This window comes from Mesorhizobium sp. BR-1-1-10, assembly GCF_020165595.1.
GTDB lineage: Bacteria > Pseudomonadota > Alphaproteobacteria > Rhizobiales > Rhizobiaceae > Mesorhizobium > Mesorhizobium australicum.
Genome location: NZ_JAIUIL010000015.1, coordinates 33166 through 53663, shown reverse-complemented (window position 1 = coordinate 53663; position 20498 = coordinate 33166). Strand labels below are relative to the sequence as shown.

Below are 20498 nucleotides of genomic sequence, written 5' to 3'. Positions count from 1 at the left end.
AAGCACGCCTCCCGCCTCGCTGTCGTCCATCGGTCCTACGCGCTGGTAGCTCCTACTTCAGGGCGCCGACTTCCTTGTAGAATTTCTCCGCACCGGGATGAAACGGGATGCCCGCGCTGGTGACCGCGTTCTGGAGCGTGATTAGCTTGCCCTTGGCGTGGCCGGCCTGCAGCGCCTTCTGGGTCGCGTCGCTGTAAAGCGATTTGACGATATTGTAGACGAGGTCGTCGGTCTGCTTGGCGCTGGTCACCCATTGCGCGGCGACGGATATGGTCTTGGTCTCGCCGACATTCTTGTAGGTGCCTTCCGGCACGGTGTCGGCGGAAAAGAACTTCTGCTCGGACAGGAGCTTGTCGGCTTCGGGGCCGGTGATTGGAACCAGGGTAATGTTGTTGGTGCTGGCAAGTTCGACGATGGCGCCCGTCGGATAGCCGCCGACGAAGAAATAGGCGTCCATGGCGCCGTCCTGGAGCCGCTCGCCGGCCGGACCCGGCTTGAGGTATTCGGGCTGCACATCTTTCTCCGTCAGCCCGTATGCGCCGAGCACGAGGCGCGCGTCGACAATGGTCCCCGAGCCCGGCTCGTCGAGGGAAACGCGCTTGCCCTTCAGGTCCGCCACCGTCTTGATGCCAGCATCCGCTCGGGCGACCAGATGGATCGTTTCGGGATAGAGCGTCGCGATGAGGCGCAGGTCATCGGCCTTGGGCTTGCCCTCATAGAGGCCAGTGCCCGAATATGCCCAGTAGGCGACATCGGATTGCGTAAAGCCTGATTCGGATGCGCCCGACTGGATGGCGCTGATGTTGGCGACCGACCCATTGGAGGACGTGGCGGTGGCGACCAGGCCTTCGACGCCGGCCGGGCCCGTTGCCGAGATGGCGTTGGCGATCAGGCCACCCACCGGATAGTAAGTGCCGGACGTTCCACCCGTGCCGATGCGGAAAAAAGCCTGCTGCGCGTGCGCTGGCGAAAGGCCGGCGGCGGCCAAAGCCAAAGCTCCTGTGCCCATGGAAAAGGTGCGGCGGTTGATCGAAACAGTCATAACTACCTCCGAGTCAAAGATCGGCAGGATGTTGCAGCAACCGGAAGGTTGTCAACCTGCGCGTGCTTTTTGGCCGTTTCCAAAGCGCTTCCAGGAAGGGTGTGTTTCCGCCCGGAATCGCGTAAAAACAGGGACTTAATGGATGGCACCCGGCTCCGGGACAACGACCTGCATAAATCAGAGGCTTACAGCAGGTCGGGCGAATCCTATTCGCCGCGACATGCCGTAGAGCGGTTTAACCGCGTCGCCGGCGTCACCTGCCTGTTGGCTACAACCAGCCAAACACAAGAACCGTGAAACAAAAAAACCGCCTTGCGGCGGGTCATCGGCGCATGCCGGCACCATGCGGAAAATGGTAGCATAACTGCACTCAGCAATCAACCTCCGGTCGCAAACGGTTCGGGTGTGCAACGACACCCGAACCGGGCCGGCGTTCTCAATCGATGTCGAACGAGACGCCCTGGGCGAGCGGCAGCGCCTTGGAATAATTCACGGTGTTGGTGGCGCGCCGCATATACGCTTTCCACGCATCTGAACCGCTCTCGCGGCCGCCGCCGGTTTCCTTTTCGCCACCGAAAGCGCCCCCGATCTCGGCGCCGGAAGTACCGATATTGACGTTGGCGATGCCGCAATCCGAACCGTCGACACCGAGGAAGCGCTCGGATTCCTGCAGGTCGCGGGTGAAGATCGACGACGACAGGCCAGCGCCGACCGCGTTGTGCTCGTCGAGCACGGCGTCGAAATCGGAATACTTCATCACATAGAGGATCGGCGCGAAGGTTTCTTCCGTCACCGGTGCAACCTGCTTCGGCATTTCGACCAGCGCCGGGTGCACATAATAGGCATCGGGATGGCCGTTCTCGACCCGGCTGCCGCCAGTCACCTTGCCGCCATGCGCGGCCGCCTCCGTCAGCGCCTTCTGCATGGCATCGAAGGCGGCCTTGTCGATCAGCGGACCGACCAGTGACGAGGTCTCCAGCGGATTGCCGACCGAGACGCTCTGATAAGCCTTCTTCAGTCGCGGCACCAAGGCGTCGTAGACGCTGTCATGGACGAACAGGCGGCGCAGCGTCGTGCAGCGCTGGCCGGCGGTGCCCATGGCGCCGAAGGCGATGGCGCGCAGCGCCATGTCGAGATCGGCCGTCGGGCAGACGATGCCGGCATTGTTGCCGCCCAGTTCCAGCACGGCGCGGGCGAAACGCTTGGCCAGGCGCGGACCGACATCCCGGCCCATGCGGGTCGAACCGGTGGCCGAGACCAGCGGCACCCTGGGATGGTCGACCAGTATCTCGCCGACCGCACGGTCGCCGATCAGAACCGGTGCCAGTCCTTGCGGTGCGTCGGTGCCGAAGCGCTTGACCGCACGCTTGAAGATCGCCTCGCAGGCAAGCGCGGTCAGCGGCGTCTTCTCCGACGGCTTCCATACCACTGCATCGCCGCAAACCAGCGCAAGTGCTGCGTTCCACGACCACACCGCAACCGGGAAGTTGAATGCGGAGATGACACCGACGACGCCAAGCGGATGCCAGGTTTCCATCATGCGGTGGCCAGGACGCTCGGTGGCGATGGTCAGGCCGTACAATTGCCGGGACAGACCAACGGCGAAATCGCAGATGTCGATCATCTCCTGCACTTCGCCGAGCCCTTCGGACGGGATCTTGCCAACCTCGATCGACACCAGCCGGCCAAGCTCGGTCTTGTGCGTCCGCAGTTCCTCGCCCAGCAGCCGCACCAGTTCGCCGCGCTTGGGACCCGGCACCAGCCGCCAGGACTGGAACGCCTTGTGGGCTGCATCGATGGTCTTTGCCGCGTCGGCCGGCGAGATCGTCTTCAGCGCCGCGATCCGCTCACCCGTCACCGGACTGCGCACGATCAGGTCGCCGCCGTCAAGCGCCTCCTTGGCCACGCCCAGTTTCGCCAGAAGCTCGGCCGTTTCCTTCGCTATCGTCATTTCTGTCCCTTTCAGAATCCCGCCGCTCATAGGGCGCGGGCCAACGCCTTGCCTTGCCTTCCCGGCGCCGTCGCGGCTGGAAGGGGCTGTCATGGCGTGCCATTACCTGTTTCTGGGGAAAATCGCCACCCCGGCATGGTCCAAGCCCGGGCTGCACGATTGAGCCAGGCGATGCTCGGGCCGTGTAGGGGGTCAGTTTGCCTTTTTCGCCGGCATGCGTACGGCGCCGTCCTTGATCAGACGGTCGATATGCATGCGGATATGGGCAGCTTCCGCCGCGGTGTTGGCGAGCGCGATGGCGCGGTCGAAGGCAATGCGTGCCTCCTCGCCCCGGTCGAGTTGCATCAACAGCCCGCCCTTGAGGCCGAAGAAATGGAAATAGCCCGAAAGCCTCGGCTCGAGCGGCTCGATCATCGCCAGCGCCGCTTCCGGTCCGCGCACCTTGGCGACCGCCACCGCACGGTTGAGCGTGATGACCGGCGACGGCTGCATCTGCTCGAGCAGGCCATAGAGCAGGTCGATCTCCACCCAGTCGGTGTCCTCGGCTTTCTCGGCCCGCGCATGGAGCGCTGCGATCGCCGCCTGGACTTGATAGGGACCTGGCTTGCGATGGCGCAGCGCCTTGTCGACGAGCGCCAGCCCTTCGTCGATCATCTTGCGGCTCCACAGGCTTCGATCCTGGTCCTCGAGCAGCACGATCTCGCCATCATCGTCAAAACGTGCCGGTGCGCGTGCGTGCTGCAGCAGAAGCAGCGCCGTCAGCCCCATGATCTCCGGCTCGGTCTGGAACAGCCGCAGCAGCAGCCGGGCAAGCCGGATCGCTTCCTCGCACAATGGCGCGCGAGCCGGCGCCTCGCCGCTGTTGGTCGAATAGCCCTCGTTGAAGATCAGATAGACCATGGACGCGACCGCCGCGAGCCGCTCGGAGCGCTCGACCGCGCCCGGCGTCTCGAACGGCACGCCGGCGTCCGCGATGCGCGCCTTGGCGCGGGTGATGCGCTGCTCCATCGCGCTCTCGCCGACCAGGAAGGCGCGCGCGATCTGCTTGACGCTGAGGCCGGAGACGACGCGCAGCGCCACCGCGATCTGCTGCGTTGCGGGCAAATCAGGGTGACAGCAAATGAACAGCAGCCGCAATATGTCGTCGCGGTAATGCGCTCCGTCCAGCCGCTCGGCGATGTCGCTTTCGGCGTCCTCCAGATCGGAAACCTGGTCCTCTTCCGGCATCGGCGCCTGCTTGGCACGCTTGCGCACAGCGTCGATGCCGCTGTTGCGGCCGACGAAGATCAACCAGGCCGCCGGATCGCGAGGCGGCCCGTTTTGCGGCCAGTTCTTCAGCGCCTTGAGGCAGGCGTCCTGGAAAGCTTCCTCCGCCGTGTCGAGATCGCGGAAATAGCGCAGCAGCGCGCCCATCGCCTGTGGGCGGGCAGCGCTGATCGCGGAGCTTATCCAGGCGAGTTCGGTCATGCCGGAACCCTGGTCGGATGGAACACCGATACAGGGCGGATTTCGTAGGAACCGCCGCTTGGGTTGACCTCGGAGAGCTCGCGGGCGAATTCGACGGCCTCGTCGAGGTCGGCGCAATCGAGCGTGTAGAAACCGAGGAACTGTTCCTTGGTCTCGGCGAACGGCCCGTCGATGACCAGCGATTCACCTTTCACTTTCCGCAGCGTCGTTGCCGCCGTCGTTGGCAAAAGCCGCGCCACGGGCCCAAGCCGGCCGGCGTTGGCATACTTCTCCTGAACGCCGAGCAGGTCGGCCATGACCTTGTCGTCCTGTTCCTTGCTCCAGGAACAGACGACATCTTCGGAGGCGTAGCAGAGGATGGCATAGAGCATGGACGGTCCTTTCTGTAGCAAAGGACGAAACAGTAGGGCCGATGCCGACATGGCGTCGATAAAAAAATCGAGACGCCGCGGATTCAGCGGCCGCCGATTGCCGCCGATCGGTCCTCCTGCGTCTTCAACCATCTCAACACGAGCGCTTCCTCCTCATCGAGGCCTTCGATGGATCGCTTGCGCTTGTTGGCTTCCGCCATTTCGGCAAGCAGTCGTCCTTCGCTCCAAGCCTTGAAGACCTGCGGATGGATATAGCATTGGCGGCAGACCGCGCGCGTATTGCCCAGCCGTTCGGCCACCTTGTCGATGACGTTGTTCATCACCCGTTTTTGCTGTGCCTGGCTTTCAGGCAGTTCCGTCTGTGCAAACAGCGACGCGGCGTGGATGGTGCCGCCCCATGTGCGGAAGTGCTTCGAACTGAACGCATCGCCGACCGCTTCGCGGATATAGTGGTTCACGTCGTCGGAGCGGACAGGGCGTCTGTTGCCGTCCTCGTCGAGATACTGGAACAGTTTCTGGCCCGGCAGGTCCTGCGCGCCCCGAACGATCCCCGCGATCCGGCGGTCAACCAGCTTCAATTTCCATTCCTTGCCGGACTTGCCCTTGAAGGCGAAGCGCAGGCTCGATCCCTTGATATCGACATGCCGGTCCCGCAAAGTCGTCAGGCCGAAGCTCTTGTTGTCGCGGGCATAGGCGGCATTGCCGACGCGGATCATCGTGTTGTCGAGCAGCCAGACCACCGCGGCGGCGACGCGTTCGAGCGGCAGGCCGTGACGGCGCAGGTCGCTGTCGATCCTGCGCCGAAGGTCCGGCAGGCTTTCGGCGAAAGCCACGAGGCTCGAATATTTGGCGCCGTCGCGCTCCTCGGCCCATTGCGGATGATAGCGATACTGCTTGCGCCCCCGCTGATCCCTCCCGGTCGCCTGGATATGCCCGTTCGGATCGGGCGAAATCCAGACATCGGTCCAAGCCGGCGGTATGACGATCGCCGCGATGCGCGCTCTGTCGGCATCGGAGACCGCTTTCCCGTCCGGTGCCTTGTAAGCGAATCCCTTGCCTGCCTTCAGCCGGCGGATGCCGGGCTCGGCATCGCTGACATAGGTCAGCGCGGCATCCCTGGCGGAAATCTGTGCTCCATTCTTGGGTACGCTATCACCGTCGGCCAATCGGCTCCGCGACGATCCGGTTCTCTGCAGCATGTAAGCTCCACACGAAATATCCGTAGATAAGCTGCGGGCTGACCGCTGGTTCCACACCCCGCCTGGAAACAAGGCAATCCCGGTGGCGTCGGTCAGGCCTACAATGCGCGCTGCATCTGTGTCGGCGGAAGGCACAGCCGGCGCCGCGCCGCGAGCTTGAATTTGTAGCGCAGGCAGCGCCAGGCTTCCGAGCGCCGCTTCGGCGCCACTGAGGCTATTGCGAGAAAGCGCGCGGCCATGTCCAGGTCGCCTCGCGCATAATGGACACGGGCGATCTTGAGCGCGACGAGGCCCTCCCTTGCTTTCAGTGCCGAAATCGGGATGCCGCAATCGGTGAGCGTACGCAGCTCCCGGCGCCAGTCCAGGAAGCGCCGCACCGGGTTGACCGTGAAGCGATCGTCCGAACGCTCCGCTGAAACTTCGTAGATCATGACGGGGCGCTGAATCATGACCAGCGACGCCTTGCTCATCAGCCGCGCCCAGAAGAGCGTGTCCTCGTCGAAGGCGAGCCCGACGGGGAACCGGGTCTCGCCGATGAGACGCCGGGAAGCCAGCACGCTGCCCACCGCCACCGAGCGTATATCCCCCTTCACGTAGGCGGAGGCGTTGGTGAGGCAGGCTGCGGTGTAGCCGTTTGGCACCTTGATCTGCCGATCCTGGCCGTTCACCCTGCGCCGGAAGGCACCGACGATCATGTCGGCCTTGGGCTGGGTTTCCGCCTGCGACAGCAAGGAGCTTAAGCCGCCCTGAAGGTGCAGGTCGTCGGCGTCGATCAGGTAGACCCACGGATGGGCTGCCTCATCAAGCGCCAGGTTACGGGCGCCGCCGGCGTCGCGGCAACCGGCGGGCAGCACACGCAAAGGCAGGGATGATTGCGCCGCGGCCTGCCGGGCTGCATCGGCCGTGCCATCGGTCGATTGGTCGTCGACCAGCAGGACCTCGCCGATAAACCCGGCCTCTCCGCCAAGTGAGGCCAGCGTTTTAGCGATCGTTGCCGCCGCATTGTAGGCGGGTATGACGACGCTGACAGCTTTCAATGACAAACCTCATGCCTGTGCGCGGCAGCCTAAGACTATTCTCCCTTAAGGCGAATACAGACTAAGCACTTACAGGAAAAGTGTGAAACGGCTTTTCCGTCCGGAATTGCGCGAAATCAAAGACTTGGATCGGCTCGCCTTTTCCGTGAACCGGTGAGCTGCTCTAGTGACCGCATCGATGTCTGAGAAGTCTGCCCCATCCTTGTGAGAACTCGCGGCGCCGGGCAAGTTAGTGCGCCCCGTTTCACGCCTTTTCGAGCACGACCGGGATGACGTCGACCGCCTGGTCGCCGACCTGTCCGCCAGTCGTCTTCAGCACGCCGACGATGGGCGCCACATCCGAATAGTCGCGCCCGTAACCAACGGTGATATGGTCGTTGGAGGCCCGCATGCCATTGGTCGGATCGAACTCCTGCCAGCCGGCATCACGCCCGCACCAGACCTTGACCCAGGCATGCATGGCATCCGCGCCTTCCAGCCGGGGCTTGCCTTTGGGCGGAATGGTGCGCAGGAAGCCACTGACATAGCCGGCCGGAATGCCAAGCCCGCGTAAGCCGGCGATCATGATGTGGGAGAAATCCTGACAGACGCCCCGCTTCAGCTGGAAGGCGTCGCTGGCCCGGGTCCGCACCGTGGTCGCCTCGTCATCGTATGTGAAATCGCGATGGATGCGATTGCACAGGTTCATCGCCGTCCCTGCGGCCGAGTTTCCGATACTGTCTCGCGCGAATGCGGTGATCGCGGCATCGATGCCCGCATGGCTGCTGGCGGCCAGGAAATGGTGCGGCGAGGCAGGCGCAAGCGACCGCACGGCGGCCAGATCCTGTCGAAGGCGGCGGAGATCAGGCGACACGTCGAGCCCCGGCTCGGGCCGCGCCACCGACACACGCGCGCTCATCCTGATGTCGAGCGTGTCATGGGCGTCGCGAAACGCGATCGAAGTGACATTGTTGCCGAAGAAATCGGAAAAATCCGACCGTTCGTTGGGTGCCGGTGAAAAAGAAAGCGAAGCGGCGATGACACGCTGCACACCGTCAATGGTCGACGGCAGCACGCGCACCTGATGGCGTCCGCCGCCAGCTGCGGCAGCATAGTCGTAGTGGAGCAGAAGCCTGATGTCGTACAGCATGGCCATCTCTTTCTAGCCGAAATAGGCTTTGGCGAGGCTGCTGTAGAGCCCGCCTATTTCGCCCGCGAGATCGTTCAACGCCTTCACCGTCATGTCTGCCGGTTCCTTGATGGCGATGGACGTGTTGAGCTGCAGGATCTCCTTGGCCGCCGCCGACATGTGCCCCTCGCCGCCGGTCGCCGGCAACAGCCCTATCTCTGCTTTCAGCCTCTCGAGCTGGAACAGGATGGAGCGTGGATTGAGCGGATCGAGCGCCAGGAGATCGATCGTCGTGCGCCGGCCGGCCTGCACCGGATATTGCCGTCGATGGGTCATCACGCTGTCGCCGATCTCCAGCATCATGTCCAGCGCCCCGTCCGGCGCCTTGCTGCTGGTCAGTCGGGCCAGAGTGCTGGCGATCTGGATGCCGCGCTCCAGCCGCCGGCCGATCTCGAGGAAACGCCAGCCAGCGAAGCGGTACATGTTCTCATGCAAAAGGCCCGAGAATCCGGCAAGCTTGCGCAGGATCACGGTCATGGCCCGCGTCGCATCGTCCCCCGGCGCCACCGTCGTGGCGAACTGATGGATGGTCTTGGACAGGTCCTTGAGCGCCAGCCAGCCATCCGGCGAGAAACGATCGCGGATCTGGCCGGCGCTGTACACCGCGCTGTCGAGCGTGCCGATCAGCCCTGGCGGGATCGCCGTTTCGACATCGATGCCGAACGGTTCGAGATAGTCCCTGATATCGGCCAGCAGCGGCATGTCCGGATCGGACGTTTCGGCGAGCCGCACGTGATAGGCGCGCAGGATACGCACCGTGTCTTCCGAGCGTTCGATGTAGCGGCCGAGCCAGGTCAGGTTTTCCGCCGCGCGGCTGGGCAGGCTGCCGGGCCTCGTCCGGTTGAAGCTGTCGCTCTCCTGCGGCAGCAGCGTCTCGCGCTCCACGGGTCTGTCGCTCACCACCCAGACATCAGCCGCCTGGCCGCCGCGCTGCATGGCGATCGCCGTCGGGTCGAGCGATAGGCCGACGCGCGCAAACCCGCCCGGCATCACCGTCCAGCCCTCGGGCGTACGCGCCAGATAGACGCGCAGGCTCGCCGGCCGCGGTTCCAGCCAGCCGCCGACATAGACCGGCGTCGTCGAAAGCGTCACCGCCTCCTGGCCGACAAAGGCCTCGCCGTCGCGTTCGATGCGCGCCACCAGTTCCGCCCGCTCCCCGACCGACAGCGCCGAGCCGAGCTTCGTCTGTCCGTCATCTTCGAAGGCAAGTCTTGTCGACAGCGCCGGGCCGACCACCATGCGGTCGATATTGGCGAGCACATGGGCGCGCTCCGTCTCCTGCCCGCACCACCATGTCGCCACACTGGGCAAAAGCAGCTCCTCGCCCCACAATTCGCGCGCGATCTTGGGCAGAAAGGCGAGCAGCGCGCGCGTCTCCATCAGGCCCGAGCCCAGCGCATTGACGGTGGACACCGTGCCTTGCCGGATCGCCTCGACCAGCCCCGGCGTACCGATCTGCGAATCCGGGCGCAGCTCGAGCGGATCGGCGAAGGCGGCATCGAGCCGCCGCCACAGCACGCTGATGGGCATCAGGCCGGACACGGTCCGCACCATCAGCCTGCCGCCGGAAACGGTCAGGTCCTCGCCTTCGAGCAGCATGATGCCGAGGTAGCGGGCGATATAGGCGTGTTCGTAATAGGTCTCGTTGAGTGGCCCCGGCGTCAGGATGGCGACGCGGCCGTCGCTCTCCTTTGCCATGCCGATCAGCGCATCGCGAAAGCGGCGGAAGAAGCCGGCGAGCCGGTGCACATGCATCTCGCCATAGATGTCGGACAAAGCGCGCGTGGTGGCGACCCGGTTTTCCAGCGCGAAGCCGGCGCCCGAAGGCGCCTGGGTGCGGTCGCCCAGCACCCACCAGCGGCCGTCCGGACCGCGGCCGAGTTCGAAGGCGCAGAAGTGCAGGAAATGCCCTCCGGCCGGCCTGGTGCCGACCACGGGCCGCAAATATTCAGGGCTCGCCGCGATCAGTCCTGCCGGCAGGATGCCTTTTTCGACCAGCCGGTTCGGCCCGTGGATATCGGCAACAATTTCCTCGAACAGTTCGGCGCGCTGCACCAGGCCGGCGCTGACCGCCTGCCACTCGCTGTCCTCGATGAGCAAGGGAATATGCGCCAGCGGCCATTCGCGCTCGTTGGCGCCCGCTTTGTCGTAGACGCGGTAGTAGACACCGGCATCGCGCAGATACTGGTCGGCGCGGGCGAAGCGCTGGCCGAGCTTTTCGGCCCCGAGTTCGTCCAGCGCTTCGACAAAATGCTTCCAGACCGGACGGGGATTGCCTGACGCGTCGACCATCTCGTCGACGACGCCGTCGATCGGCTGGTAGTGCTCCAGCAGGCTATGGGCCTGCGGCTTGCCGCGCACCCTTTTGTGATTCCCCTTTGCCATGTCAGATCACAGTCTTGGTGGACGCCTGAGGTCAAGGGTCATCGGGAAATCTTCCGCCGGCTGTTCCTCGCGCAACACATAGCCCGAGGGTGTGTGGCCGCGCGGTTCGAAGCGGGCGAGCCGCCGTGCCTCCGCCTCGTTGCCGTTGACGGGGAAAGTGTCGTAGCTGCGCCCGCCGGGATGCGCGACATGGTAGACGCAGCCGCCGATTGCCCGGCCGGACCAGCGGTCATAGATGTCGAACACCAGCGGCGTGTTGACCGGCAGCGCCGGATGCAGGCCCGAGGCCGGCTGCCAGGCCTTGAAGCGCACGCCGGCCACCGCGACCTCTCTGTTGTCGGTAACCCTCATCGGCACGATGCGGCCGTTGCAGACGATCGCATGACGCTCCGGGTTGAGGCCTTCGGTCCTGACCTGCAGCCGTTCGACCGATGAATCGACGAAGCGCACGGTGCCGCCGATCGCGCCCTGCTCGCCCATCACATGCCATGGTTCCAGCGCTTGCCTGAGCTCCAGCTTGATGCCGGCATGCTGCACCTCGCCGCAGAAGGGAAAGCGGAATTCGAGTTGGGCATCGAACCATTCGGGCCGGAAGTCGAAACCATTGAGCTTGAGGTCGTCGAGCACGTCGAGAAAGTCCGCCCAGACATGGTGCGGCAGCATGAAGCGATCATGCAGCGAGGTGCCCCAGCGCGCGAAGCGCCCGTCGAGCGGGTTCTTCCACGCGCGGGCGATGATGGCCCGCACCAGCAATTGCTGCGCCAGAGACATGCGCGCATTGGGCGGCATCTCGAATCCGCGGAATTCGACAAGGCCAAGCCGGCCAGTTGGACCATCCGGGGAAAACAGCTTGTCGATGCATATCTCCGAGCGATGCGTATTGCCGGTGACGTCGGTCAACAGGTTGCGGAACAACCGGTCGACCAGCCATGGAAAGGGTGCGGCACCCTGGTCGGGATGCGGCACCTGCGCCATCGCGATTTCAAGCTCGTAAAGAGAGTCGTGGCGCGCCTCGTCGAAGCGCGGCGCCTGGCTGGTCGGGCCGATGAACAGGCCGGAGAACAGATAGGACAGCGAGGGATGCCGCTGCCATTGCAGCACCAGGCTCTTCAGCAGGTCGGGCCGGCGCAGGAACGGGCTGTCATTGGGCGTGGCGCCACCGACCACGACATGGTTGCCGCCTCCGGTACCGGTGTGGCGGCCGTCGATCATGAACTTGTCGGCGCCGAGCCGCGTCTGCCGCGCCTCGTCGTAGATCGCCGTCGTTGTCGCCACGCAGTCCTGCCAGTTCGAGGCAGGGTGGATGTTGACCTCGATGACGCCGGGATCGGGTGCCACGCGGATGACGTTGAGGCGCGGGTCATGCGGCGGACCGTAGCCCTCGATGTGCACGGGAAGGCCAATTGCCTTTGCCGCGTTCTCGGCGGCGGCGACGAGTTCGAGATAATCCTCGAGCGCCTCGACCGGCGGCATGAACACGCACAGCCTGCCGTCACGCGGTTCGACCGACAGTGCCGTGCGCACCGCGCCGCCGATCTCGGTGATCTCCTGCTCGACGCGCTCCTGCTGGCCGGTCGTCGCCGTGAACGAGGCTGCGTGCTGGCGACGGGCCATTTCGTCGGCGCCTTCGAGTTCCGCAGGAGCGGCCGCTGGCAAGATCGCTTCGCGCACGGGCAAAGGGCCACGCGGCAGCGACGGATCGACGGGCACGATGTAGGGGAATTGCGCCGGCGGCACATAGGGCAGCGTGCCCAATGGCAGGCGATAGCCGACCGGGGAATCGCCCGGCACCAGGAACAGCCGGCCGCGTCGCGTCTTCCACTTTTCCGAACGCCAGCGCGGATCGGAGGCCTGGCTGTTCCAGCGCTGCACCGGCAGCACATAGCCGGACGGCTTGGTCAGCCCGCGTTCGAAGACACGCGCCATGCGGCTGCGTTCCTCCGGATCTTCGAGTTTCGAATTCGACGGGTCGACATTGTCGGGCAGCTTGCCTTCCTTGAGCAGCCATTCGGCCGGATCCTCATAGGCTTCGCTGACCATGGACGTGTCGATGCCGAGTTCGCCGGCGATCGCGGTCAGCAGGCTTTCGGCTTGTTTTGGCCCGATATCAGCCGAACTATCTTCCCGCGCGATCAGCGACGGGTCGCTCCACACCGGCTCGCCGTCGGCGCGCCAAAAGAGCGAAAACGTCCAGCGTGGCAGGCTTTCACCGGGATACCACTTGCCTTGGCCGTAGTGGAGAAAACCGCCGGGCGCGAAACGCTCGCGCAGCCTGCGGATCAACGCATCGGCCTTTTCGCGCTTGGTTGGCCCAACGGCGGCGGTGTTCCATTCGGCGGCCTCGAAATCGTCTATCGAGACGAAGGTCGGCTCGCCTCCCATGGTCAGCCGCACATCCCCGGCCGCGAGCGCGGCATCGACCTTGTTGCCGAGCGCGTCGAGCGCCTGCCAGCTCTCGTCGGAGAACGGCTTGGTGATGCGCGGATGCTCGGCGATGCGGTCGACCCGCATCTCGAAGCCGAACTCGACATTGGCGAAGCTCGCCATGCCGGAAATAGGCGCCGCATTGCGGAAATGCGGCGTGGCGGCCAGTGGCACATGGCTTTCGCCGGTGAGCAGGCCCGAGGTCGGATCGAAGCCGATCCAGCCGGCGCCAGGAAGATAGACCTCGCACCAGGCATGCAGGTCGGTGAAATCGACCGCTGTGCCGGCCGGCCCATCCAGCGCGACAAGATCGGGCTTGAGCTGGATCAGATAGCCCGAGACGAAGCGCGCGGCGATGCCGAGATTGCGCAGGATCTGCACCAAGAGCCAGCTTGAATCGCGGCAGGAGCCCTTGGCCGCTGCCAGCGTTTCCTCCGGTGAGAAGACGCCGGTTTCCATGCGCACGATATAGGCGATCTCGCGCTGCAGGCGGGCATTGAGATCGACGAGGAAATTGACCGTGTTGGGCGCGCTGCGGTCGACGGTTTTCAGAAACGCCTGGAGCAGCGGCCCGGCCCGCTCCGGCATCCGGTAGATGGCGAGGTCGTCACGGATATCCTCGGGATAGTCGAACGGGAACGCCTCGGCCGACGGTTCGACGAAGAAGTCGAACGGATTGTAGACGGTCATGTCGGCGACGAGGTCGACCTCGATCTTCAGCTCCGTCACCGGCTCCGGAAAGACGAAACGGGCGAGGAAGTTGCCGTAAGGATCCTGCTGCAGATTGACGAAGTGGTTCGCCGGCTCGACCTTGAGCGAATGGCTCAACACCTTGGTGCGGGAATGCGGTGCCGGCTGCAGCCTGATGATTTGGGGCCCGAGAACCACCGGCCGGTCGTATTTATAGTGGGTCAGGTGGTAGACGGCTGCCAGAATTGCCATGGGGCCCCGGAGATCGGCGTTTCATCAGCCGAACCCTGACACACCTGGCCGCCATTCTCCAAGCGGATGTTGCGGTGCACCTAAATTAAACGGCTATCGAACGGACAATATCATCTGGTTCGACTGGTTGCTCGCTACCGTCTCCAGCACTGATGATTGGTGGAAGCGCCTCTCCCGTCGTCATCCTAGGGCGAAGCAAGGAGCGAAGCGACGCGGCGCAGACCATAGGATCCATGCCGTTACATTGATCGAAGAATACCAGCGGCGCAGAATGAGGTCATTCTGTTGCGATTCGGCCGTGCACACATCCTTCAGCGCAGCAGCGCTTCCGTGTCGCGGCATGGATCCTAGGGTCTCCGCGAGGTCGCTTCGCGACTGCTCCGCCCTAGGATGACGAAGCCGAGGATCAAAAGAACGCCTGTATCCCCGTTTGCGCCCGTCCCAGGATCAGCGCGTGCACGTCATGGGTGCCTTCGTAGGTGTTGACGGTTTCCAGGTTCTGCGCGTGGCGCATGACGTGATAGCCGATCTGGATCCCGTTGCCGCCATGCATGTCGCGGGCCTGGCGGGCGATGTCGAGCGCCTTGCCGCAATTGTTGCGCTTGACGATCGAGATCATTTCCGGCGCCATCTTGCCTTCATCGAGCAGGCGCCCGACGCGCAAGGAGGCCTGTAGCCCCAGAGCGATCTCGGTCTGCATGTCGGCGAGCTTCTTCTGGTAGAGCTGCGTGCCGGCCAGCGGCTTGCCGAACTGCTTGCGGTCAAGCCCATATTGGCGAGCGCGATGCCAGCAATCTTCCGCCGCGCCCATCGAGCCCCATGAGATGCCGTAGCGGGCCCGGTTGAGGCAGCCGAAGGGTCCACCCAGGCCCTTGGCGTTGGGCAGCAGCGCGTCCTCGCCGACCTCGACGCCTTCCATCACCACTTCGCCGGTGATCGAAGCGCGCAGCGACAGCTTGCCGCCGATCTTCGGCGCCGATAGCCCCTTGATGCCTTTCTCCAGCACGAAACCGCGGATCTCGTCCTTGCCGTTCTCGCCCTTCAACTTGGCCCATACGACGAACACGTCGGCGACCGGCGCGTTGGAAATCCACATCTTGGAGCCGGAGAGCTTATAGCCGCTGGCGGTCTTTTCGGCGCGGGTCTTCATGCCGCCGGGATCGGAACCGGCATCCGGCTCGGTCAGACCGAAGCAGCCGATCCATTCGCCGCTGGCGAGCTTGGGCAGATATTTCCTACGCTGTTCGTCCGAGCCATAGGCATAGATCGGGTACATCACCAGCGACGACTGCACCGACATCATCGAGCGATAGCCGGAATCGACGCGTTCGACTTCCCGCGCCACCAGCCCGTAGGTGACATAGCTGGCGGCGAGGCCACCGAACTCTTCCGGAATGTTGATGCCGAGCAGGCCGGCCTCGCCCATCTCGCGGAAGATCGCCGTGTCGAAGGTCTCGTTGAGATAGGCTTCCTCGATACGCGGCGCGAGCTTGTCGGCGGCAAAGGCGGCAGCGCCATCGCGCACCATGCGCTCGTCTTCCGAAAGCTGGTCCTCGATCAGGAACGGGTCTTCCCACACGAATGCATTCTTGTCTGCCATGGCTTCTCGATCCTTGAAACAGGTGAAGCCCGGCTTATCGGCTCGTGGCCTGAAAAAATCAAACGAAATTGCTTCGCAGATCAATGAGCGTTAGGAATGGATCATGAGTGTCCAGCGCCGCCTTTTGCCCAATATCAGCGCCCTTGCCGCCTTCGAGGCCGTGGCGCGGCTTGGCTCCTTCACCGCCGCCGCCCAGGAATTGGACCTGACCCAGGGCGCGGTCAGCCGCCAGGTCAGGCTTTTGGAAGATCAGTTCGGCCGGCAGCTGTTTGAACGCGACAGCCGCAATGTAAGGCTCTCCACGGCAGGTGAAATCTACGCCGAAGCGGTACGCTCGGCGCTTGGCCAGTTGCGTGACGCAGCCCTTGGATTGATGAGCAATCGGCATAGTGGGATCTTGAATCTTGCCATTCTGCCGACTTTCGGTACGCGTTGGCTGATGCCGATGATCCCCGATTTCGTCGAGAACAATCCCGACATCACCATCAATTTCGTCACCCGCGTCGGGCGCTTCGACTTCGCCCGCGAACGGTTGGATGCCGCCATCCACTACGGCCTGCCGGACTGGCCGGACGCCGACTCGACACTTCTGGTGCGCGAGACGGTGGCACCGGTGGTGTCGCCCGACTTCCTCGCCGGCCGCGCCATCGCCACACCGGCCGACATCGGCCGTTTGCCGCTGCTGCACATGACGACGCGCCCGGGGGCCTGGAGCGAATGGTTCGAGCATCAGGGCCTGAGCGCGCCGACCGGGCCTGGCATGCAATTCGAGCAGTTCGCCACCGCTGCCCAGGCTTGCATGGCGGGCCTCGGCGTGGCGCTCTTGCCGCAGATTCTCATCGAGGGCGAACTGCAGCGCGGCCAGCTTGTGCCCGCGCCTGGCCAGCCGATGCAGAGCCGCAATGCCTATTACCTTGTCATTCCTCACGACAAGCGCGGCTATCCGCCGGTTGCCAGTTTCCGGGACTGGCTGCTCTGCCAGCTTGAGAAGGAGCCGGCTGTTCTGGCGTGGTAGCTACTTTCGCTTCAGCGCGTCCGCCAGCGCGGCGCCGAACGCACCTTGCTGTGCCGGCCGCTCCGGCTGGCGTTGCGGCGTAGGCCCGCGTGGCGCCGGCCTGCCGCCGCCATAGTCGCGCGGCCCGCCCTTCGATGCACCCCCCTCGCCGGCATCCTTACGCATGGAGAGCGCGATACGCTTGCGCTTGATGTCGACATCGACGACGCGCACCTTGACCACGTCGCCGGCCTTGACCACCTCATGCGCGTCCTTGATGAAGCGGTCGGCGAGCTGCGAGACATGCACCAGCCCGTCCTGGTGCACGCCTATATCGACGAAGGCGCCGAAAGCGGCGACATTGGTGACGGTCCCTTCCAGCAGCATGCCGGGCTTCAAATCCTTGATCTCGTCGATGCCATCGGCGAAGGTCGCCGTCTTGAAGCCGGGACGCGGATCGCGGCCGGGCTTCTCCAGCTCCGCCAGAATGTCGCGCACCGTCGGCAAGCCGAACCGCTCGTCGACGAAGACGCGCGGGTCGAGCGCCTTGAGCGCGGCACTGTCGCCCAAAAGCGAACGCACGTCGCGGCCGCAGGCGGCGACGATCTTCTTGGCCACGCCATAGGCCTCCGGATGCACCGACGAGGCATCGAGCGGTTCGCTGCCATTGGCGATGCGCAGGAAGCCGGCGGACTGCTCGAACGCGCGCGGTCCAAGCCGTGCCACCTTCAGCAGATCCTTGCGGCTGGCGAACGGGCCGGTCGCATCGCGATGCGCGACGATTGCATCGGCGAGCGACGCGCCGAGGCCTGAAACCCGCGCCAGCAACGGCGCCGAGGCGGTGTTGAGGTCGACGCCGACCGCGTTGACGGCGTCCTCCACCACCGCTTCCAGCGAGCGGCCGAGCCGATACTGGTCGACATCGTGCTGATACTGGCCGACGCCGATGGATTTCGGCTCGATCTTGACCAGTTCGGCAAGCGGATCCTGCAGCCGTCGCGCGATCGACACCGCGCCGCGCAGCGACACGTCGAGGCCGGGGAACTCGGCGGCAGCCGTCGCCGAGGCCGAATAGACCGACGCTCCCGCCTCGCTGACGATCACCTTGAGCGGCTTCGGGCCGCCGTCCGAAGGCATGTCGGACAGCATGTCGGCGACCAGCTTCTCCGTCTCGCGGCTGCCAGTGCCGTTGCCGATCGAGATCAGCTCGACCTTGTGCTGGCGGATAAGCGCCGCAAGTTCGGCCTGCGTGCCACGCACATCGTTCCTCGGCGGAAACGGATAGACCGTCGTCGTCGCCAGCAGCTTGCCGGTGCCATCGACCACCGCCACCTTGACGCCGGTGCGGATGCCGGGATCGAGCCCCATCGTCGGCCGCGAGCCGGCGGGAGCCGCCAGCAGCAAATCCTTGAGGTTGCGGGCAAAGACATGGATCGCTTCTTCCTCGGCCCGCTCGCGCAAGTCGCGCATCAGGTCGAGCGTCAGGTGCAGCGACAGTTTGATGCGCCAGGTCCAGCCTGCCACTTCCATCAGCCAGCGGTCGCCCGGCAGGCTGGCACCGATGGCGTAGGCGTTGGCGATCATCCGCTCGACCGGCTTCACCGGCGAGCCGTCATCGGCATCCACCTCGATGTCGAGCGACAGCACCTCCTCGTTGCGGCCGCGCAGCATGGCGAGCGCGCGGTGGCTTGGCACGGTCGCCCAACGTTCGACATGGTCGAAATAGTCGGAGAATTTCGCGCCGGCCTCCTGCTTGCCGTCGACCACCCTGGCGCGCAGGAAGGCGCGCTCCTTCATGTAGCTGCGCAGCTTGCCGACCAGGTCGGCGTTTTCGGCGAATTGCTCCGACAGGATGTCGCGCGCGCCCTCGAGCGCCGCCTTCGCATTGGCCACCTCGCCGGTGACATAGGCGAGCGCGACGTCCGCGGGCACCAGCGCACGGTTGTTGAGAATGGCTTCGGCCAGCGGCCCCAATCCACGCTCGCGGGCGATCTCGGCCTTGGTGCGGCGCTTCGGCTTGTAGGGCAGGTATATGTCCTCTAGCTCCGCCTTGGTCGCGGCGCCCCCGATCTTGGTTTCAAGCTCTTGCGTCAGCTTGCCCTGCTCGCGGATCGAGCCCAGGATGGTGTCGCGGCGCGCGTCGAGTTCGCGCAGATAGACAAGACGCTCGGCAAGGTCGCGCAATTGCGTGTCGTCCAGCCCGCCGGTCACTTCCTTGCGGTAGCGTGCCACGAACGGCACCGTCGCACCCTCATCAAGCAGTCCGATCGCCGCGGCCGCCTGTTCCGGCCGCGCCTTGATTTCGGCCGCGATGATGGCTGCGATGCGCTTGATGTCGGATGCCATGTCTTCCCACTCTCGTCGAAAAGAGCGGCGACCATAAGCGCAGACATCAGGTCCGCCAACCGCGACGTTTTCAACGGCGGCGGAGGTCCACAGGAAAACGCGATGCGTTCACCGGATCTGGGTACCGCAGGAATTTGCCCATACTGAGATGTCTGCGCTGCCCCTCACCTGCCTGCCGGCATCCTCTCCCCGTATAGTGACGGGGAGAGGGCGCTGTCATCGCCGATTTCGCCAATCGCCAACGGTGCAAAGGGGCGCCGGCGTAGCGACCAGATCCCTTCTCCCCGTCACTATACGGGGAGAAGGTGCCGGCAGGCGGATGAGGGGCAGCGCCGACATCACCAATCGCACGCGACTGCCCACTTAGACCATCCGGCTCAGCGCCTCGAAAAACGCAACGATCTCGATATCCAGCGCATCGTCGACCGGCTCCGGCTGCGACGACATCTTGGCGATCACCACTTCGGTGCTGGGATCGACATAAAGCCACTGGCCATGGATGCCGATGCCGCAATACGCGCCATTTTCGAAGCCGGTCTGGTACCATTTGTTGCGGTAGCGGCCTTTCGGGAACAGCGGCAGCATGGCACCGCGCCGCCAAGCTTCCGAGCTGCCGCCGGTGCTGGTGGTGTCGCGCACCCAGGCCTCGGGCACGATGCGGCGGCCATTGGCGGTGCCGCCCTGCCGCATCATCTCGCCGAGGCGCGCCAGGTCACGCGGCGTCACCGAAATGCCGCCGGCGGTGCGTGCCGTGCCTTCCATGTCGACGGCGACAGAGGCCTCGCTGAGGGCGCCAAGCGGCAGCCATAGTTTCTCGCGCATGAGGTCGGTGAAGCGCTGGCCCGAGGCGCGCTCGAGCAGCAGGCCGAGCAGGTCGGAATTGGGCGAGCGGTAGCGGAAGGTCTGGCCATGCGGCTCGGCAAGCCGCTGCAGGGTAAGGATGAATTCACGCAGGCTTTCGGTGCCGCCGCCCGGATTCCACAGCGTCGCTCGGCGATAGCGGGCGAAGGCGCTTTCCGGATCGAGATAGGCCTCCTCGAAATCGAGGCTGACGCTCATGTCGAGCACATGCCGAACGCTTGCATCGCCATAGGCCGAGCCGGCTGCTTCAGGGATATAGTCCGTCACCGGCGCTTCCGGATCGAACGCCCCCTCGCCTTCCAGTATGCCGGCGATGATCGCGGTCACCGATTTGCTGATCGAGAAGATGATGTGGCGCGCGCCGAACTCCATATGCGGCGCGAACCAGTCGCCAATGATCTTGCCGCCCTTCATCACCGTCAGGGCGTCGGTGCTGGAGCGTAGGAGGAATTCAGCCACCGTCTCCGGTGCAGTTGCGACCGTGACCTTTTCCCCGAGCAAGCCGTCCATGTCTCGCCGAGGGGCTTCTGCGGCGCCGGGCGCTGCCGCCACCCGGGCGGTCGGCACCAGTTCGCCGAGATTCTGGAACGACCACCGATTGAACGGGCTTACACGCCAGTTGCCGAGCAGCACCTCGTTGCGGCGGAATCCGTATCGAGTCTCGAACGCGGTCTGGCCGGTCATGGCGTTTCCTCCCAGTCCATTGGTCAT

The 20498-nt window shown here is 64.7% G+C and carries 13 protein-coding genes; 1 reads left to right on the top strand and 12 read right to left on the bottom strand.

What is annotated here, in order from left to right; all coding sequences use genetic code 11:
• Window positions 1-52 precede the first annotated feature (52 nt).
• The 10 genes from LB555_RS26550 to LB555_RS26505 form a co-directional block, all read right to left on the bottom strand.
• A complete protein-coding gene (locus tag LB555_RS26550) occupies window positions 53-1042 on the bottom strand; it encodes a TAXI family TRAP transporter solute-binding subunit (RefSeq protein WP_224684142.1) in 990 nt (329 codons plus the stop codon).
• 436 nt (window positions 1043-1478) lie between these two features.
• Entirely contained in the window at window positions 1479-2993 is a 1515-nt protein-coding gene (locus LB555_RS26545) for an aldehyde dehydrogenase family protein (RefSeq protein WP_140619496.1), read from the bottom strand.
• Between the two features lie 192 nt (window positions 2994-3185).
• The gene (locus LB555_RS26540; protein WP_224684141.1) at window positions 3186-4460 is read right to left on the bottom strand and encodes an RNA polymerase sigma factor; all 1275 of its coding nucleotides are present in this window, start codon (window positions 4458-4460) and stop codon (window positions 3186-3188) included.
• Entirely contained in the window at window positions 4457-4831 is a 375-nt protein-coding gene (locus LB555_RS26535) for a YciI family protein (protein ID WP_015315946.1), read from the bottom strand. The genes LB555_RS26540 and LB555_RS26535 overlap by 4 nt, the downstream gene beginning before the upstream one ends.
• Window positions 4832-4914: 83 nt before the next feature.
• Window positions 4915-6030, bottom strand: a complete 1116-nt coding sequence (locus LB555_RS26530; RefSeq protein ID WP_140661836.1) for a DNA topoisomerase IB — start codon at window positions 6028-6030, stop codon at window positions 4915-4917.
• Between the two features lie 98 nt (window positions 6031-6128).
• Window positions 6129-7067, bottom strand: coding sequence for a glycosyltransferase family 2 protein (locus LB555_RS26525; protein WP_224684140.1), 939 nt, complete (start codon window positions 7065-7067; stop codon window positions 6129-6131).
• Window positions 7068-7311: 244 nt separating this feature from the next.
• Window positions 7312-8196 carry a transglutaminase domain-containing protein gene (locus LB555_RS26520; RefSeq protein WP_140792790.1) on the bottom strand — a complete coding sequence of 295 codons (885 nt, stop codon included), beginning with the start codon at window positions 8194-8196 and terminating at the stop codon, window positions 7312-7314.
• A gap of 12 nt (window positions 8197-8208) precedes the next feature.
• On the bottom strand, window positions 8209-10620 hold the full coding sequence (locus tag LB555_RS26515; RefSeq protein WP_224684139.1) for a circularly permuted type 2 ATP-grasp protein: 2412 nt from the start codon (window positions 10618-10620) through the stop codon (window positions 8209-8211).
• A 6-nt stretch (window positions 10621-10626) separates the two neighbouring features.
• The gene (locus LB555_RS26510; protein ID WP_224684138.1) at window positions 10627-13986 is read right to left on the bottom strand and encodes a DUF2126 domain-containing protein; all 3360 of its coding nucleotides are present in this window, start codon (window positions 13984-13986) and stop codon (window positions 10627-10629) included.
• A gap of 406 nt (window positions 13987-14392) precedes the next feature.
• Entirely contained in the window at window positions 14393-15586 is a 1194-nt protein-coding gene (locus tag LB555_RS26505; protein ID WP_140875273.1) for an acyl-CoA dehydrogenase, read from the bottom strand.
• A 103-nt stretch (window positions 15587-15689) separates the two neighbouring features.
• Here LB555_RS26505 and LB555_RS26500 point away from each other — a divergent pair, with 103 nt between their 5' ends.
• Window positions 15690-16601 carry a LysR family transcriptional regulator gene (locus LB555_RS26500; protein ID WP_224684137.1) on the top strand — a complete coding sequence of 304 codons (912 nt, stop codon included), beginning with the start codon at window positions 15690-15692 and terminating at the stop codon, window positions 16599-16601.
• Here the strand turns inward: LB555_RS26500 and LB555_RS26495 are convergent, their stop codons facing one another.
• Window positions 16602-18926 carry a Tex family protein gene (locus LB555_RS26495; RefSeq protein WP_224684136.1) on the bottom strand — a complete coding sequence of 775 codons (2325 nt, stop codon included), beginning with the start codon at window positions 18924-18926 and terminating at the stop codon, window positions 16602-16604.
• Window positions 18927-19289: 363 nt separating this feature from the next.
• Window positions 19290-20471: a serine hydrolase domain-containing protein gene (locus LB555_RS26490; RefSeq protein WP_224684135.1), complete on the bottom strand. Its 1182-nt coding sequence runs from the start codon at window positions 20469-20471 to the stop codon at window positions 19290-19292.
• Window positions 20472-20498 lie beyond the last annotated feature (27 nt).